This is a genomic window from Marinobacter alkalisoli, assembly GCF_045449855.1.
Classification (GTDB): domain Bacteria; phylum Pseudomonadota; class Gammaproteobacteria; order Pseudomonadales; family Oleiphilaceae; genus Marinobacter.
In genome coordinates, this window is sequence record NZ_JBJJLC010000007.1 from 1 (window position 1) to 17,589 (window position 17,589).

Sequence of the window (17,589 nt, forward strand, 5' to 3'; positions counted from 1 at the left end):
GGTATCACCATCGCGACTTCCCACGTAGAGTACGATTCTCCGACTCGTCACTACGCCCACGTAGATTGCCCGGGCCACGCGGATTATGTGAAGAACATGATCACTGGTGCGGCGCAGATGGACGGCGCGATCCTGGTATGTTCCGCAGCTGACGGCCCCATGCCGCAGACTCGCGAGCACATCCTGCTGTCTCGTCAGGTTGGCGTACCGTACATTGTCGTGTTCCTGAACAAGGCCGACATGGTAGACGATGAAGAGCTGCTCGAGCTGGTTGAGATGGAAGTTCGCGAACTTCTGGAGCAGTACGACTTCCCGGGCGACGACACGCCGATCATTACCGGTTCCGCGCTGATGGCGCTGGAAGGTAAAGACGACAACGAAATGGGTACTACCGCTGTCAAGAAGCTGGTAGAAGCCCTGGACGACTACATCCCTGAGCCGGAGCGCGCGATCGATCAGCCGTTCCTGATGCCGATTGAGGACGTATTCTCCATCTCCGGTCGTGGTACTGTGGTAACCGGTCGTGTTGAGCGTGGCATCATCAAGGTGGGTGACGAAGTGGAAATCGTTGGTATCAAAGATACCGTGAAGACCACTTGTACCGGTGTTGAGATGTTCCGCAAGCTGCTGGACGAAGGCCGTGCCGGTGAGAACGTTGGTGTTCTGCTGCGTGGTACCAAGCGTGACGACGTTGAGCGTGGTCAGGTTCTGTGTGTACCGGGCTCCATCAAGCCGCACACCAAGTTTGAGTGCGAAGTGTACGTGCTGTCCAAAGAAGAAGGTGGTCGTCATACGCCGTTCTTCAAGGGCTATCGTCCGCAGTTCTACTTCCGTACCACCGACGTAACCGGTTCTTGCGAACTGCCGGAAGGTGTGGAAATGGTAATGCCGGGTGACAACGTGAAGATGAGTGTTACCCTGATTGCTCCGATCGCCATGGAAGATGGTCTGCGCTTCGCGATTCGCGAAGGTGGCCGTACCGTTGGTGCCGGCGTAGTCGCCAAGATCATCGAGTAACCTTCGGGTTACTCGATAGTAGTTGCACTGAGTTGTTTCGGTGCAGGCCAGTAGCTCAATTGGCAGAGCAGCGGTCTCCAAAACCGCAGGTTGGGGGTTCGATTCCCTCCTGGCCTGCCATTTTTTAACATCCGGATACATAAGCTGATTCCTATGGAGTCAAAAGCCGTTCAGTCAACCAGTCGTTTCGATACCCTGAAGTGGCTGGTTGTTTTTGTTCTGATTGCCATCGGTGTGGTGGGAAATCAGTATTTTAATGCCGAGTCATTGCTGTATCGTGTTCTGGCTCTTGTGGCTCTTGCGTTGGTGGCGGCTTTTGTTGCGCTGCAGACCGACCGCGGTCGTCGTTTTGCGACGCTCCTCAAGGAAGCCAGGGTTGAGATCCGGAAAGTTGTATGGCCCACCCGGCCCGAGCTGATCCAGACCACCGTTATTGTGGTGGTTTTTGTATTGGTGGTGGCGTTGTTGTTGTGGGGAATGGATTCGTTGATCAGTTGGCTGGTCGCCGGATTTATCGGTTAACAGGAGTGGGCAATGGCTAAGCGCTGGTACGTCGTTCATGCGTATTCTGGCTTTGAAAAGCACGTAATGCGCACTCTGAAAGAGCGTGTGGCTCTTAACGGCATGGAAGAGCAGTTCGGTGACATTCTGGTGCCCACCGAAGAAGTCGTGGAGATGCGTGACGGGAAGAAGCGCAAGAGTGAGCGCAAGTTCTATCCCGGTTATGTGTTGGTCCAGATGGAAATGGACGATGCCACCTGGCACCTGGTGAAAAATACGCCGCGTGTGCTCGGGTTTATCGGTGGTACCAAGGATAAGCCGGCGCCGATCACTGAGCGTGAGGCGGAGGCTATTTTGCGTCGCGTCGAGAGTGGCGCCGACCAGCCGAAGCCCAAAACGTTGTTTGAGCCAGGCGAAGTTGTACGCGTTGTTGAAGGCCCGTTCGCGGACTTCAATGGCGTTGTTGAGGAAGTCGACTACGACAAGAGTCGGGTCAAGGTTGCTGTGCTTATCTTCGGCCGTTCAACTCCGGTAGAGCTGGAATTTGGGCAGGTTGAGAAAGACTGAGTCGCAGCCTGAAAGATAAAAGCTCGCGCGCAAATGCGACGCGGGCTTTTTGTGTCTGCTTTTTGCAGTTGTAAACACAGGGGAGCCGAAAGGCGTCAGAACCCACAGGAGAACTATCATGGCAAAGAAGATCGAAGCCTATATCAAGCTTCAGGTTGCTGCCGGTAAGGCCAACCCGAGCCCCCCCGTTGGTCCCGCTCTGGGTCAGCGCGGTGTGAATATCATGGAATTCTGCAAGGCGTTCAACGCCCAGACCCAGGATATGGAGCCGGGCCTGCCGATTCCGACGGTTATTACTGTATACAGTGACCGCAGCTTTACCTTCATCACCAAGACCCCGCCTGCACCGGTCCTGCTGAAAAAGGCAGCTGGCATCAAGAGCGGTTCCGGTCGTCCGAATACCGACAAGGTCGGTACCGTGACCCGTGAGCAGCTGGAAGAAATTGCCAAAACCAAAGAGCCGGATCTCACTGCAGCCGATATGGATGCAGCGGTTCGTACCATTGCAGGAACAGCCCGTAGTATGGGCCTGAATGTGGAGGGCCTGTAACATGGCAAAGCTGAGCAAGCGTCAGAAGCTGATCCGCGAAAAAATTGACGCAACCCGCGCCTACTCTGTAGACGAAGCGGTTGCGCTGTTGGTTGAGCTGGGTCAGAACGTCAAGTTCAAAGAGTCCGTGGACGTTGCGGTTAACCTGGGTGTGGACGCACGTAAATCCGACCAGGTTGTACGTAGCAGCACGGTTCTGCCTCACGGCACTGGCAAGACCGTTCGTGTTGCTGTGTTCACCCAGGGTGCGAACGCCGAGAAGGCAACGGCCGCCGGTGCTGACATCGTTGGCATGGATGACCTGGCTGATGAAGTTAAGAAAGGCAACATGGACTTCGACGTGGTTATTGCCACTCCCGATGCCATGCGTGTTGTGGGGCAGCTGGGCCAGATCCTGGGTCCCCGTGGTCTGATGCCGAACCCGAAAGTTGGTACCGTGACGCCGGACGTCGAGACTGCGGTCAAGAACGCCAAGGCCGGTCAGGTTCGTTACCGTACTGACAAGAACGGTATTATCCACGCTCCGCTGGGTAATGTTGAATTCTCTGCCGAGAACATCAAGGAAAACCTTGAAGCTCTGGTGGCAGACCTGAAAAAGGCCAAGCCGTCGTCGGCGAAAGGTGTGTATCTCAAGAAGATCACCGTTTCCTCGACTATGGGTCCTGGCCTGACTATCGATCAGAGCGGTCTGAGCATCTGATCCTCTGAGCGGTAGTTACTTTGTAGTCTGGGCGGAAGCCAAGGCTGTCAAAGACCGCAGGCCCCCGAAGTCATCTGACTGAAAGGGTTAAAGCAACGCCTGCGCAGACGGTGTGAAGACGTTCTCTCTGAACCCAAACACCGTTAGGAGCCCCGTAAGGGGTATTTGTGGGTTTGCCGGGATACACCCGGCGAAATCGAGGAGAAATCCAGTGGCAATTAGACTCGAAGACAAGAAAGCGATCGTCGCTGAAGTCAACGAGACTGCCGGTGGTGCTCTGTCTGTGGTTCTGGCTGACTACCGTGGTGTCACCTCTGGTGATATGACGGCTCTTCGTGCCAAGGCTCGTGCCGAAAGCGTTCGTCTGAAGGTTGTTCGTAACAACCTGGCGAAGATCGCGATTCGTGGTACTGAGTTCGAGTGCATCGATGAGGCCCTGGTCGGCCCGACCATTCTGGCATTCTCTATGGAAGATCCGGGCGCGGCAGCGCGCCTGCTGAAGGATTTTGCCAAAGAGAAAGAGGCATTTGAGATCAAGGGCCTGGCCGTCGGCGGTGAGCTGATGGGTGCAGACCAGATTGATCGCCTGGCCAAGCTGCCAACGCATCACGAAGCGTTGACAATGCTGGCTGCTGTAACACAGGCACCGATCACCAAGCTGGCACGTACACTGAACGAAGTTCCTTCGAAAGTGACTCGTGCTGTAGCGGCAGTTCGCGACCAGAAGCAAGAAGCTGCTTGATTCTGTTGAACACCATTTTTTATATTTTTGGGAGAAAGTCATGGCTCTGTCTAACGAAGACATTTTGAATGCAATTGCTGAAATGAGCGTAATGGACGTTGTTGCGCTGGTTGAAGCAATGGAAGAAAAATTCGGTGTATCTGCCGCTGCTGCTGTAGCTGCTGCTCCGGCTGCCGCTGGTGAAGCTGCTGCTGTTGAAGAGCAGACCGAATTTGACGTTGTTCTTACCGGTCCTGGTGAGAAGAAAGTAAACGTTATCAAGGCCGTTCGTGAACTGACCGGCCTGGGTCTGAAAGAAGCTAAGGAAATGGTTGACGGTGCTCCGTCTACCGTTAAGGAAGCTGCGAGCAAAGACGACGCTGAAGAAGCCAAGAAGAAGCTTGAGGAAGCAGGCGCTTCTGTTGAGCTCAAGTAAGAGTCGGCTGTTGATCGAAACCGTGCATTAAGCATGGATAGGCTGGTGGCTTTGTGCCACCGGCCTTTTTCTGTTGTATATGCTATAGAGTCTGGTGTGCAATTACAGGTTGATGTCAGTTTCTATAACCTACAGCCAGAGTCTTGTTCAAGACGGCGCAGTATGCCGAGCAATTCGGCCCCGAAGCAGAACAATGGTTGCTTCTTGATACCAGGTATCAGGTCTAAAGCTGGGGAATGCAGATGACTTACTCCTACACTGAGAAAAAGCGGATTCGCAAAGATTTTAGTAAATTGCCTTCCGTGATGGACGTCCCCTATTTGCTGTCTATTCAGCTGGATTCGTTCCGGGACTTCCTCCAAATGGAAGCCGCACCTGAAGATCGCCGGGAAACCGGTCTTCACGCAGCATTCAAATCCGTATTCCCGATTGTCAGTTATTCTGGCAACGCCGCGCTCGAATACGTGAGTTACCGCATCGGCGAGCCGGTATTTGATGTCAAGGAATGCCAGCTTAGGGGCGTAACCTATGCAGCGCCGCTGCGCGTCAAAGTCCGCCTTATCATTTACGATAAGGAATCGTCCAACAAGGCGATCAAGGACATTAAAGAGCAGGAAGTCTACATGGGCGAAATGCCCCTGATGACGGAGAACGGTACCTTTGTTATTAATGGTACCGAGCGAGTAATCGTCTCCCAGCTCCACCGTTCACCTGGTGTGTTCTTCGATCACGACAAGGGTAAGACCCACTCATCCGGCAAGCTGCTTTATTCAGCACGGGTGATTCCTTACCGTGGCTCCTGGCTCGATTTCGAATTCGATCCGAAAGATTGCGTCTTCGTTCGTATTGACCGTCGCCGCAAGCTGCCGGCCTCCATCCTTCTGCGGGCGCTGGGGTACAACTCCGAGCAGATGCTGGAGATGTTCTTCGAAACCAGTAAGTTCGCGGTTGGCGCCGAAGTGTGCAAGCTGGAACTGGTTCCGAGCCGTCTGCGTGGCGACATTGCGACCTTTGATATCAAAGACAACGAGGGCAACCTCATTGTTGAGGAAGGTCGCCGGATCACCGCACGCCACATCAAGCAGCTGGAAAAGACCGGCATCAGTGAGCTCGAAGTACCGACTGAGTACCTGTATGGCCGTGTTCTGGCCAAGGACATGGTGGACACCAAGTCCGGCGAGGTGCTGGTTGAGGCGAACAGCGAACTGACTGACGAGGTCGTTACCAAGATTCTGGACGCCGGTGTGACAGAGATTGAAACTCTGTACACCAACGATCTGGACTGCGGTCCGTTCATGTCCGATACCCTGCGCATCGATCCGACCCGCTCTCCGCTGGAGGCGCTGGTTGAGATTTATCGCATGATGCGCCCGGGTGAGCCGCCCACAAAAGAGTCGGCGGAAAACCTGTTCAATAACCTGTTCTTCTCCGAAGAGCGCTACGATCTGTCTGCGGTTGGCCGTATGAAGCTCAACCGTCGTCTGCGCCGTGAAGAGAGCACCGGTGAAGGTACGCTGACCCACGAAGACATCATCGACGTCCTCAAGACGCTGATTGATATCCGTAACGGTCAGGGTCAGGTAGATGACATCGATAACCTGGGCAACCGTCGCGTCCGTTGTGTGGGCGAGATGGCTGAAAACCAGTTCCGGGTTGGCCTGGTACGTGTTGAACGTGCAGTCCGAGAGCGTCTGAGTCTGGCGGAAAGTGAAGGTCTGATGCCTCAGGACCTGATCAACGCCAAGCCGGTGGCGGCCGCTGTGAAGGAGTTCTTCGGCTCCAGTCAGCTGTCCCAGTTCATGGATCAGAACAACCCGCTGTCCGAGGTGACCCACAAGCGTCGTATCTCGGCTCTTGGTCCTGGCGGTCTGACTCGTGAGCGTGCCGGCTTCGAGGTTCGGGACGTACACCCGACCCACTACGGTCGCGTGTGCCCCATCGAGACGCCGGAAGGCCCGAACATCGGTCTGATCAACTCGCTGGCCACCTACGCCCGCTCCAACTCCTACGGTTTCCTGGAAAGTCCGTACCGTAAGGTTGTGGATGGCGAAGTAACTGATGAGGTGGTGTATCTCTCTGCTATCGAAGAGAGCAACTACATCATCGCACAGGCCAGTGCTGCGATGGACGAGAACAAGCGTCTCAGCGATGAGCTGGTTACCGTGCGTCACCAGAACGAATTTACCGTGACGCCACCGGAAAACGTTAACTTCATGGACGTGTCTCCGCGCCAGGTTGTCTCGGTTGCGGCTTCATTGATCCCGTTCCTGGAACACGACGACGCCAACCGTGCCCTGATGGGCTCTAACATGCAGCGTCAGGCCGTGCCGACCCTGCGCTCTCAGGTGCCACTGGTTGGTACCGGTGTGGAGCGTACGGTGGCTCAGGACTCCGGCGTTTGTGTGACAGCCCGTCGTGGTGGCGTGATCGAGAGTGTTGATGCGGCCCGTGTGGTTGTTCGTGTTAATGACACGGAAACCGAAGCCGGTGACGCTGGTGTGGATATCTACAACCTCACCAAGTACACCCGTTCGAACCAGAACACCTGTATTAACCAGCGCTCAATCGTGCGTCAGGGCGATGTGGTTGCCCGTGGTGATGTGCTGGCTGACGGCCCGTCCGTTGATCTGGGTGAGCTGGCGTTGGGCCAGAACATGCGTATCGCATTCATGCCCTGGAATGGCTATAACTTTGAGGATTCCATCCTCATCTCCGAGAAAGTGGTGCAGGAAGATCGCCTGACCACCATCCACATCCAGGAACTGACCTGTGTGGCTCGTGATACCAAGCTGGGTAGCGAGGAAATCACCGCGGATATTCCGAACGTTGGTGAAAGTGCGCTGTCCAAGCTGGACGAATCCGGCATTGTCTATATCGGTGCGGAGGTCGGCCCCGGTGACATCCTGGTAGGTAAGGTGACGCCGAAGGGCGAAACCCAGCTTACTCCGGAGGAGAAGCTGCTGAGGGCCATCTTCGGTGAAAAGGCATCTGACGTTAAAGATACCTCATCCCGTGTGCCCACCGGCACCCGTGGTACGGTCATTGACGTTCAGGTGTTCACCCGTGACGGTATCGAAAAGGATTCGCGCGCTCAGTCCATCGAGAAAGAACAGCTGGATCAGTACCGCAAGGACCTGAAGGACGAGTACCGCATTGTTGAAGGTGCCACCTTCGAGCGTCTGACCAATGCCCTGAAAGGGCAGGAAGTGATCAGTGGTCCGGGGCTGAAGAAGGGCGCCAAACTCGACGAGGGTTATCTGGCCGAGCTGCCACGGGATGACTGGTTCAAGCTGCGGATGAAGGACGAGGCCCTGAACGAGCTGCTGGAGAAATCCGAGCAGGGCCTGGAAGACCGCAAGAAGGAGCATGAAGCTCGCTTTGACGACAAGAAAGGCAAGCTGCAGCAAGGTGATGACCTGGCTCCGGGCGTGCTCAAGATCGTCAAGGTCTATCTTGCCATCAAACGGCGTATCCAGCCGGGTGACAAGATGGCTGGTCGTCACGGTAACAAGGGTGTTATCTCAGCGGTTATGCCGATTGAGGACATGCCTTACGACGACGATGGTACGACCGTCGATATCGTTCTGAACCCGCTGGGTGTTCCGTCGCGGATGAACGTGGGGCAGGTGCTCGAGACTCACCTGGGCGCCGCCGCCAAGGGTCTGGGCGAGCGTATCAGCCAGATGCTGGACGAGCAGCGCAAAGTGGCCGATCTGCGTCAGTTGCTGGATGAGATCTACAACCACTCTGATGAAGTGACCAAGGTGGATCTGGACTCGTTCAGTGACCAGGAGATCCTGGAGATGTCCGGCAACCTGCGGACGGGTGTTCCCATGGCGACGCCAGTGTTTGACGGCGCCAAGGAAGCTGAGGTCAAGCGTATGCTTGAGCTGGCTGGCCTGGATACCACAGGTCAGACCAAGCTGTACGACGGCCGTACCGGCGATGCGTTTGATCGTCCGATCACGGTTGGCTACATGTACATTCTCAAGCTGAACCACCTGATCGACGACAAGATGCATGCTCGTTCCACCGGTTCTTACAGCCTGGTTACCCAGCAGCCGCTGGGTGGTAAGGCGCAGTTCGGTGGTCAGCGCTTCGGTGAGATGGAAGTGTGGGCCCTGGAAGCCTACGGTGCGGCGTATACGCTGCAGGAAATGCTTACCGTCAAGTCTGATGATGTAAACGGTCGGACCAAGATGTACAAGAACATTGTCGATGGTGACCATCGCATGGAGCCGGGCATGCCCGAATCCTTCAACGTTCTTGTCAAGGAAATCCGCTCGCTGGGTATCGACATCGAGCTGGAATCCGACTGAGCCGAATTGTTTTTTTGGCAGCGTGAGCGGGCAGCCCATTGGGCGCCCGCCCGAGATTAACGCCATCCGGAGCTTTTACTGATGAAAGATTTGCTGAATCTTCTCAAGAGCCAGAATCAAAGCAAGGAATTTGATGCCATCCGTATCGGGCTGGCATCTCCCGACATGATTCGGTCATGGTCTTTTGGCGAAGTCAAAAAGCCTGAGACTATTAACTACCGTACCTTCAAGCCGGAGCGTGACGGTCTTTTCTGTGCCAAGATCTTCGGCCCGATCAAGGATTACGAGTGCCTGTGCGGCAAGTACAAGCGCCTGAAGCATCGCGGTGTGATCTGTGAAAAGTGCGGCGTGGAAGTGGCTCTGGCCAGTGTTCGTCGTGAGCGCATGGGTCACATCGAGCTGGCCAGCCCGGTTGCTCACATCTGGTTCCTGAAGTCATTGCCGTCCCGCATCGGTCTGATGCTGGACATGACGCTGCGTGATATTGAACGGGTTCTGTACTTCGAGTCCTTCATTGTCATTGATCCGGGTATGACCACCCTGGAGAAGGGCCAACTGCTGAACGATGAGCAGTATTACGAAGCGCTGGAAGAATTTGGTGACGAGTTCGACGCCCGTATGGGTGCCGAGGCCGTTAAGGAATTGCTGGAAGGTATCGATCTTCAGGAAGAGGTGGATACCCTGCGTGAAGAGATCCCGCAGACCAACTCTGAAACCAAGATCAAAAAGTTCAGCAAGCGCCTGAAGATTCTTGAGGCATTCCTGTACTCCGGCAACAAGCCGGGTGACATGGTCATGACCGTGTTGCCGGTTCTGCCGCCGGACCTGCGTCCGCTGGTGCCGCTGGACGGTGGCCGTTTTGCCACGTCGGATCTGAACGACCTGTACCGCCGCGTGATCAACCGGAACAATCGACTCAAGCGCCTGCTCGAGCTGAACGCGCCGGACATCATCGTGCGCAACGAAAAGCGTATGCTGCAGGAAGCTGTGGACGCGCTGCTGGACAACGGCCGCCGTGGCCGTGCCATTACCGGCACCAACAAGCGCCCGCTGAAGTCCCTGGCTGACATGATCAAGGGTAAGCAGGGCCGTTTCCGTCAGAACCTGCTGGGTAAGCGGGTGGACTACTCCGGTCGTTCGGTGATCGTGGTAGGCCCCTACCTGCGTCTGCACCAGTGCGGTCTGCCCAAGAAGATGGCGCTGGAACTGTTCAAGCCGTTTATTTTCTCCAAGCTTGAGCACCGTGGCCTGGCGACTACCATCAAGGCCGCCAAGAAGATGGTCGAGCGCGAGGAAGGCGTGGTCTGGGATATCCTGGACGAGGTCATCCGTGAGCACCCGATCATGCTGAACCGTGCGCCAACCCTGCACCGTCTGGGCATTCAGGCGTTCGAGCCGGTACTGATCGAAGGTAAGGCAATCCAGCTGCACCCGCTGGTGTGCGCGGCCTACAACGCCGACTTCGACGGTGACCAGATGGCGGTTCACGTACCGCTGACCCTGGAAGCCCAGCTTGAAGCCCGTGCGTTGATGATGTCGACCAACAACGTGCTGTCACCGGCCAACGGCGAGCCGATCATCGTGCCGTCCCAGGACGTGGTTCTGGGGCTGTACTACATGACCCGTGAGCGCAAGAGCGCCCTGGGTGAGGGCATGGTCTTCGCCGATGTGAAAGAGGCGCATCGTGCCTACGGTGCCGGCAAGGTTGACCTTCAGGCCATCGTCAAGGTGCGCGTGAAGGAGGTGATCTATAACGAAGCTGGCGACAAGGTCGAAGAATACAAGATTGTGGATACCACAGTCGGTCGCGCCCTGTTGTTTGATATCGTGCCGGATGGTCTGTCCTACGACATCGTTAACAAGCCGATGGTCAAGAAGGCGATCTCCAACCTGATCAATACCTGTTACCGGGATGCCGGTCTGAAAGATACCGTTATCTTTGCCGACCAGCTGATGTACATGGGGTATCACTATGCCACCGTGTCTGGTATCTCCATCGGGTTCAACGATTTCGAGATTCCGCCGGAGAAGTACGAACTGGTGGATGCCGCTTCCGAGGAAGTGAAGGACATCGAGACCCAGTATGCGTCCGGTCTGCTGACCCAGGGCGAGAAGTACAACAAGGTGATTGATATCTGGTCCCGTGCCAACGATAAAGTATCGAAGGCAATGATGGACCGGCTGTCACAGGAGCAGGTAATCGGCCCTGACGGCAAGGCCGTGAAGGGTGAAGACGGTGAGGACCTCATGCAGGAGTCGTTCAACTCCGTTTACATGATGGCCGACTCTGGCGCCCGGGGTTCCCCCGCGCAGATTCGTCAGCTCGCCGGTATGCGTGGCCTGATGGCGAAGCCGGATGGCTCCATCATCGAGACGCCGATCACCGCGAACTTCCGTGAAGGTCTGAACGTACTGCAGTACTTCATCTCCACTCACGGTGCCCGTAAGGGTCTGGCGGATACCGCCCTGAAGACCGCGAACTCCGGTTACCTGACCCGTCGTCTGGTAGACGTGTCGCAGGATCTGGTGGTGACCGAGGAAGACTGTGGCACCTCTGAAGGCCTGCTGATGACGCCGCACATCGAGGGCGGTGACGTGGTCGTGCCTCTGGGCGACCGTGTACTGGGTCGTGTCACAGCGCGTGATGCGTTCACGCCGACTGACAAGGACAACGCGGTTGTACCTGCCGGCACCTTGCTGGACGAGAAAACCGTGGAAGCGCTCGAGCGTGCCGGTGTTGACGAAGTCTGGGTTCGCTCTGCGATTACCTGTGAGACCCGTCATGGCATCTGTTCCAAGTGCTACGGCCGTGATCTGGCCCGTGGTCACCGGGTGAATGTGGGTGAGGCTGTTGGTGTTATCGCTGCCCAGTCTATCGGTGAGCCGGGTACCCAGCTGACCATGCGTACCTTCCACATTGGTGGTGCTGCGAGCCGGGCGTCTGCAGTGGACAACATTCAGGTCAAGCATGGTGGTACCGTTCGCCTGCACAACCTGAAGTCCATTGAGAAGAGTGACGGTTCCCTGGTGGTTGTTTCGCGTTCTTCCGCGCTGGCCGTTGCAGACGAGCAGGGGCGTGAGCGCGAGTGGTACAAGCTCCCCTACGGCGCCGTTCTGTCCGTCAAGCACGGTGACAGCGTGGAAGCAGGTGTCGCGGTTGCCAAGTGGGATCCACACACGCACCCGATCATCGCGGAAGCCGGTGGTACTGCCAAGTTCGTCAACATGGATCAGGGTATTACCGTCCGTACCCAGACCGACGAATTGACCGGCCTGTCCACCATGGAAGTGATTGACTCGAAGGAGCGTCCGGCTGCTGGCAAGGACATTCGCCCGGCCATTCAGCTGGTGGATGCGAAAGGCGAAGACGTGGAGCTGCCTGGCGGCGGTACCGCTATCTTCTTCCTGCCGGCAAACGCCCTGGTCACCATGGCCAATGGCGCGAACATCGAGCTCGGCGACGTAGTGGCGCGCATTCCGCAGGAGAGCTCGAAGACCCGGGACATCACCGGTGGTCTGCCAAGGGTTGCCGACCTGTTCGAGGCCCGTCGCCCGAAAGAGTCGTCCATTCTGGCGGAAATCAGCGGTACCGTATCCTTCGGCAAGGAAACCAAGGGCAAGAAGCGCCTGGTGATCACTCCGAAGGACGGCGATGCCTACGAGGTTCTGATTCCGAAGCACCGTCAGATGAACGTTTTTGAAGGTGAAACCGTTGAGAAGGGTGAGGTGATTTCTGACGGCCCGTCCAACCCGCACGACATATTGCGTCTGCTGGGTGTGGTCGAGCTGGCGAAGTACATCACCAACGAAATCCAGGACGTTTACCGTCTGCAGGGCGTTGTCATCAACGATAAGCATATTGAGGTTATCGTTCGTCAGATGCTGCGCAAGGTGGAGATCACCGATCCAGGTGACACCACTCTGCTGTCCGGTGATCAGGTCGAAATTACCCACGTTCTGGAAGAAAATGAAAGTGCCAACGTGGCAGACAAAGAGCCGGCGCGGTTCGAGCGTCTGCTGCTGGGTATCACCAAGGCTTCACTGGCTACCGAGTCGTTTATTTCCGCGGCTTCGTTCCAGGAAACCACCCGGGTACTCACCGAGGGTGCAGTCACCGGTAAGCGTGATTACCTGCGCGGCCTGAAGGAAAACGTTGTGGTTGGTCGCCTGATCCCGGCCGGTACCGGTCTGGCGTACCACAATGAGCGTCGTCGCAAGCGTGACCTGGAAGAGCAGGGCGTGACTGCGGCCGACGTGGAAGAAGCTCTGAGTGCTGAGCTCAACCGCGAAAGCTGAGTTGGGAAGCGCACCACCCGCCGGTAGTTACTTATGCGGTGGGTGGTTAAAAAGAGATCAGTCACCTTGACTGTGCAGGGGCGCAGGCTTAAACTTGCGTCCCTTAAATTTTGCCCCCAGCTTATGGGGGCAAGTTTCATTGATATGGTTTTTGGAGTTTGCTTACATGGCAACGATTAATCAGTTGGTGCGTAAGCCTCGTAAGCGCAAGGTAGCCAAGAGCGATGTTCCCGCGCTCCAGGCCTGCCCTCAGCGCCGTGGTGTGTGCACTCGTGTGTACACCACAACGCCGAAGAAGCCGAACTCAGCACTGCGTAAAGTGTGCCGTGTTCGTCTGACCAACGGCTACGAGGTTTCCTCATACATTGGTGGTGAAGGTCACAACCTTCAGGAGCACAGTGTTGTGCTGATCCGAGGCGGTCGTGTAAAGGACCTTCCGGGTGTGCGCTATCACACTGTTCGCGGAACGCTGGACACCCAGGGTGTGCAGAACCGTAGACAGGGCCGCTCCAAGTACGGTGCTAAACGACCCAAGTCCTGATGTCCCACACGGGTGTCTTTTATCGTTGCTTGTCAGAACGGTAAGAGTAAGGCTGAGTAGCAGTTTGCTATCTCAGGGGTTCCTGAAGACCTTTTAGATATATAAGGGCTTATCGATGCCTAGAAGAAGAGTTGCAGCAAAGCGGGAGATTATCCCGGATCCGAAGTTCGGCAGTGCACGTCTTGCCAAGTTCATCAACCACGTGATGGAAAGCGGTAAGAAATCGGTCGCAGAGCGCATTGTTTACGGCGCACTGGACATCGTTGCCGACAAGTCCAAGGAAGAGCCGATCGACATGTTCGAGAAGGCCCTGGAGAACATCCAGCCGATGGTTGAGGTTAAGTCCCGTCGTGTGGGTGGTGCTACCTACCAGGTGCCCGTAGAAGTACGGCCTTCCCGTCAGAACGCGCTGGCCATGCGCTGGCTTGTAGAATTTTCACGGAAGCGCGGTGAGAAGTCCATGGCGCAGCGTCTGGCAGGTGAGATTCTTGACGCCGCTGACAGCAAGGGCTCCGCTGTTAAGAAGCGTGAAGACGTACACCGCATGGCAGAAGCCAACAAGGCGTTCTCTCACTTCCGTTTCTAATCAGCCGAGGTTTATACAGTGGCACGCAAGACTCCTATCAAGCGTTACAGAAACATTGGTATTTGTGCGCACGTTGATGCGGGCAAAACCACAACCACCGAGCGGGTCCTGTTCTACACAGGTATTTCCCACAAAATCGGTGAGGTTCATGATGGTGCGGCTACCATGGACTGGATGGAGCAGGAGCAGGAGCGTGGTATTACCATTACCTCTGCTGCGACGACCTGCTTCTGGCAGGGCATGGACAAGCAGTATCCGGAACACCGGATCAACATCATCGACACCCCGGGGCACGTTGACTTTACCATCGAGGTAGAGCGTTCACTGCGTGTCCTGGATGGTGCGGTCGTGGTGTTCTGTGGTTCTTCCGGTGTAGAGCCGCAGTCCGAAACCGTATGGCGTCAGGCCAACAAGTACGAAGTTCCCCGCATGGTGTTCGTCAACAAGATGGACCGTGCCGGTGCCAACTTCCTGCGCGTGGTTGACCAGATCAAGAATCGTCTGGGTGCAACGCCTGTTCCGGTTCAGTTGCCGATCGGTGCGGAAGATAACTTCGCGGGTATCGTGGATCTGATTCGTAACCAGGCGATCTACTGGAACGAAGACGACGCGGGTGCAACCTATGACCAGCGTGATGTTCCCGAAGAAATGGCGGATGAAGTCGCCATGTACCGCGAGCAGATGATGGAAGCGGCGGCCGAGGCCAATGAAGAGTTGATGGACAGGTACCTGGAAGAGGGTGAGTTGTCCGTCGAGGATATCAAGAAGGGGCTGCGTATTCGCACCCTGGCCAACGAAATCGTTGTTGCTACCTGTGGTTCCGCGTTCAAGAACAAAGGTGTTCAGGCGGTACTGGATTCTGTTATCGAGTTCCTGCCCGCGCCGGATGAGGTTAAAGCCATCCGTGGTGAGGTTGACGAAGACGGAACAGAAGAAACCCGTCAGGCGGATGATGACGCTCCGTTTGCCGCGCTTGCATTCAAGATCGCCACGGACCCGTTTGTTGGTACTCTGACCTTCTTCCGTGTTTACTCCGGTAAGCTTGAGTCTGGTAATGCCGTTTACAACTCAGTGAAGGGCAAGAAAGAGCGCGTCGGCCGTATGGTTCAGATGCACTCCAAGGATCGCCAGGAAATCAAGGAAGTACTTGCTGGTGATATCGCGGCGGCGATCGGCCTGAAGAGCGTCACCACCGGTGATACCCTGTGCGACGAGAACAACAAGATTATTCTCGAGCGCATGGAGTTCCCGGAGCCGGTTATCTCTGTGGCCGTTGAGCCCAAGTCTAAGGCCGATCAGGAAAAGATGGGCGTTGCACTGGGTAAGCTGGCTCAGGAAGATCCTTCTTTCCGTGTTCGCACTGATGAAGAATCCGGTCAGACCATCATCTCCGGTATGGGCGAGCTTCACCTGGACATCATCGTTGATCGTATGAAGCGTGAGTTCAAGGTGGAGGCAAACATTGGTAAGCCGCAGGTGGCCTACCGTGAGTGCATCCGCAAGCCGGTGGATGTGGAAGGCAAGTTTGTACGTCAGTCTGGTGGTCGTGGTCAGTACGGTCACGTCAAGCTGAAGCTGGAGCCGCTGCCGCTGGATGAAGAGGATGGCGAAAACTTTATCTTCGTGAATGAAATTGTTGGTGGTGTGGTTCCCAAGGAATACATCCCGGCAGTTCAGCAGGGTATCGAAGAGCAGATGCAGAACGGCTGTCTGGCCGGTTATCCGCTTCTGCGTATCAAGGCGACCCTGTACGACGGTTCCTACCATGACGTTGACTCCAACGAGATGGCCTTCAAGGTCGCCGGCTCCATGGCGATGAAGAAGGGTGCGCTTGAGGCGAACCCTGCGCTGCTTGAGCCTATCATGCGAGTCGAAGTCGTGACCCCGGAAGACTATATGGGTGATGTTGTTGGCGACCTTAACCGTCGTCGTGGTGTCATCCAGGGTATGGACGAAGGTCCTGCCGGCAAGGTCATCCGCGCAGAGGTTCCGTTGTCGGAAATGTTCGGTTATGCCACTGACCTGCGTTCTGCAACGCAAGGCCGGGCGTCATACGCGATGGAGTTTGCTGGTTATTCAGAAGCGCCTTCGAACATTGCCGAAGCGATCATTAAAAAGGGTTGATCCCAGGACTTAAGAAACAGGAAGAGGTGTAACCGTGGCTAAAGAAAAATTTGACCGTAGTAAACCGCACTTGAACGTAGGCACCATTGGTCACGTTGACCATGGTAAGACCACTCTGACAGCTGCGCTGACTCGTGTGTGTCACGAAGTTTGGGGTACAGGTACTGCCAGTGCATTCGACCAGATCGACAACGCACCGGAAGAGAAGGCGCGTGGTATCACCATCGCGACTTCCCACGTAGAGTACGATTCTCCGACTCGTCACTACGCCCACGTAGATTGCCCGGGCCACGCGGATTATGTGAAGAACATGATCACTGGTGCGGCGCAGATGGACGGCGCGATCCTGGTATGTTCCGCAGCTGACGGCCCCATGCCGCAGACTCGCGAGCACATCCTGCTGTCTCGTCAGGTTGGCGTACCGTACATTGTCGTGTTCCTGAACAAGGCCGACATGGTAGACGATGAAGAGCTGCTCGAGCTGGTTGAGATGGAAGTTCGCGAACTTCTGGAGCAGTACGACTTCCCGGGCGACGACACGCCGATCATTACCGGTTCCGCGCTGATGGCGCTGGAAGGTAAAGACGACAACGAAATGGGTACTACCGCTGTCAAGAAGCTGGTAGAAGCCCTGGACGACTACATCCCTGAGCCGGAGCGCGCGATCGATCAGCCGTTCCTGATGCCGATTGAGGACGTATTCTCCATCTCCGGTCGTGGTACTGTGGTAACCGGTCGTGTTGAGCGTGGCATCATCAAGGTGGGTGACGAAGTGGAAATCGTTGGTATCAAAGATACCGTGAAGACCACTTGTACCGGTGTTGAGATGTTCCGCAAGCTGCTGGACGAAGGCCGTGCCGGTGAGAACGTTGGTGTTCTGCTGCGTGGTACCAAGCGTGACGACGTTGAGCGTGGTCAGGTTCTGTGTGTACCGGGCTCCATCAAGCCGCACACCAAGTTTGAGTGCGAAGTGTACGTGCTGTCCAAAGAAGAAGGTGGTCGTCATACGCCGTTCTTCAAGGGCTATCGTCCGCAGTTCTACTTCCGTACCACCGACGTAACCGGTTCTTGCGAACTGCCGGAAGGTGTGGAAATGGTAATGCCGGGTGACAACGTGAAGATGAGTGTTACCCTGATTGCTCCGATCGCCATGGAAGATGGTCTGCGCTTCGCGATTCGCGAAGGTGGCCGTACCGTTGGTGCCGGCGTAGTCGCCAAGATCATCGAGTAA

Annotated in this window: 13 protein-coding genes and 1 tRNA gene; all 14 read left to right on the forward strand. The window is 56.0% G+C overall.

The window, feature by feature from the left end; translation table 11 throughout:
* A partial coding sequence (gene tuf, locus ACJO5Y_RS04735; RefSeq protein WP_406985281.1) for an elongation factor Tu occupies window positions 1-1,017 on the forward strand: 1,017 nt, incomplete at its 5' end.
* Between the two features lie 44 nt (window positions 1,018-1,061).
* A tRNA-Trp gene (locus tag ACJO5Y_RS04740) sits at window positions 1,062-1,137 on the forward strand.
* 33 nt (window positions 1,138-1,170) lie between these two features.
* Complete coding sequence (secE, locus tag ACJO5Y_RS04745) at window positions 1,171-1,539, forward strand: preprotein translocase subunit SecE (protein WP_406985282.1); 369 nt, start codon at window positions 1,171-1,173, stop codon at window positions 1,537-1,539.
* A 12-nt stretch (window positions 1,540-1,551) separates the two neighbouring features.
* Window positions 1,552-2,085: a transcription termination/antitermination protein NusG gene (nusG, locus tag ACJO5Y_RS04750; protein WP_406985283.1), complete on the forward strand. Its 534-nt coding sequence runs from the start codon at window positions 1,552-1,554 to the stop codon at window positions 2,083-2,085.
* Window positions 2,086-2,203: 118 nt separating this feature from the next.
* Entirely contained in the window at window positions 2,204-2,635 is a 432-nt protein-coding gene (rplK, locus tag ACJO5Y_RS04755) for a 50S ribosomal protein L11 (protein ID WP_012139849.1), read from the forward strand.
* 1 nt (window position 2,636) lies between these two features.
* A complete protein-coding gene (gene rplA, locus ACJO5Y_RS04760) occupies window positions 2,637-3,335 on the forward strand; it encodes a 50S ribosomal protein L1 (protein WP_406985284.1) in 699 nt (232 codons plus the stop codon).
* A gap of 211 nt (window positions 3,336-3,546) precedes the next feature.
* Window positions 3,547-4,077, forward strand: coding sequence for a 50S ribosomal protein L10 (gene rplJ, locus ACJO5Y_RS04765; protein ID WP_406985285.1), 531 nt, complete (start codon window positions 3,547-3,549; stop codon window positions 4,075-4,077).
* A gap of 40 nt (window positions 4,078-4,117) precedes the next feature.
* Window positions 4,118-4,492 (forward strand): 50S ribosomal protein L7/L12, encoded by a 375-nt coding sequence (gene rplL / locus ACJO5Y_RS04770; RefSeq protein WP_406985286.1) that lies wholly within the window; start codon window positions 4,118-4,120, stop codon window positions 4,490-4,492.
* A 242-nt stretch (window positions 4,493-4,734) separates the two neighbouring features.
* Entirely contained in the window at window positions 4,735-8,811 is a 4,077-nt protein-coding gene (rpoB, locus tag ACJO5Y_RS04775) for a DNA-directed RNA polymerase subunit beta (RefSeq protein WP_406985287.1), read from the forward strand.
* An 81-nt stretch (window positions 8,812-8,892) separates the two neighbouring features.
* Window positions 8,893-13,107, forward strand: a complete 4,215-nt coding sequence (gene rpoC, locus ACJO5Y_RS04780; protein ID WP_406985288.1) for a DNA-directed RNA polymerase subunit beta' — start codon at window positions 8,893-8,895, stop codon at window positions 13,105-13,107.
* A 166-nt stretch (window positions 13,108-13,273) separates the two neighbouring features.
* Window positions 13,274-13,648 carry a 30S ribosomal protein S12 gene (gene rpsL / locus ACJO5Y_RS04785; protein WP_406985289.1) on the forward strand — a complete coding sequence of 125 codons (375 nt, stop codon included), beginning with the start codon at window positions 13,274-13,276 and terminating at the stop codon, window positions 13,646-13,648.
* Window positions 13,649-13,763: 115 nt separating this feature from the next.
* Window positions 13,764-14,234: a 30S ribosomal protein S7 gene (gene rpsG, locus ACJO5Y_RS04790; protein WP_250832711.1), complete on the forward strand. Its 471-nt coding sequence runs from the start codon at window positions 13,764-13,766 to the stop codon at window positions 14,232-14,234.
* 18 nt (window positions 14,235-14,252) lie between these two features.
* Window positions 14,253-16,358 carry an elongation factor G gene (gene fusA, locus ACJO5Y_RS04795; protein WP_406985290.1) on the forward strand — a complete coding sequence of 702 codons (2,106 nt, stop codon included), beginning with the start codon at window positions 14,253-14,255 and terminating at the stop codon, window positions 16,356-16,358.
* A gap of 34 nt (window positions 16,359-16,392) precedes the next feature.
* Entirely contained in the window at window positions 16,393-17,589 is a 1,197-nt protein-coding gene (gene tuf / locus ACJO5Y_RS04800) for an elongation factor Tu (protein ID WP_406985291.1), read from the forward strand.

What these genes read in the sequence shown, in the direction of transcription:
- secE (WP_406985282.1), top strand. Translation starts at nt 1,171, where the DNA reads ATGGAGTCAAAAGCCGTTCAGTCAACCAGTCGTTTCGATACCCTGAAG.
- nusG (WP_406985283.1), top strand. Translation starts at nt 1,552, where the DNA reads ATGGCTAAGCGCTGGTACGTCGTTCATGCGTATTCTGGCTTTGAAAAG.
- rplK (WP_012139849.1), top strand. Translation starts at nt 2,204, where the DNA reads ATGGCAAAGAAGATCGAAGCCTATATCAAGCTTCAGGTTGCTGCCGGT.
- rplA (WP_406985284.1), top strand. Translation starts at nt 2,637, where the DNA reads ATGGCAAAGCTGAGCAAGCGTCAGAAGCTGATCCGCGAAAAAATTGAC.
- rplL (WP_406985286.1), top strand. Translation starts at nt 4,118, where the DNA reads ATGGCTCTGTCTAACGAAGACATTTTGAATGCAATTGCTGAAATGAGC.
- rpoB (WP_406985287.1), top strand. Translation starts at nt 4,735, where the DNA reads ATGACTTACTCCTACACTGAGAAAAAGCGGATTCGCAAAGATTTTAGT.
- rpoC (WP_406985288.1), top strand. Translation starts at nt 8,893, where the DNA reads ATGAAAGATTTGCTGAATCTTCTCAAGAGCCAGAATCAAAGCAAGGAA.
- rpsL (WP_406985289.1), top strand. Translation starts at nt 13,274, where the DNA reads ATGGCAACGATTAATCAGTTGGTGCGTAAGCCTCGTAAGCGCAAGGTA.
- rpsG (WP_250832711.1), top strand. Translation starts at nt 13,764, where the DNA reads ATGCCTAGAAGAAGAGTTGCAGCAAAGCGGGAGATTATCCCGGATCCG.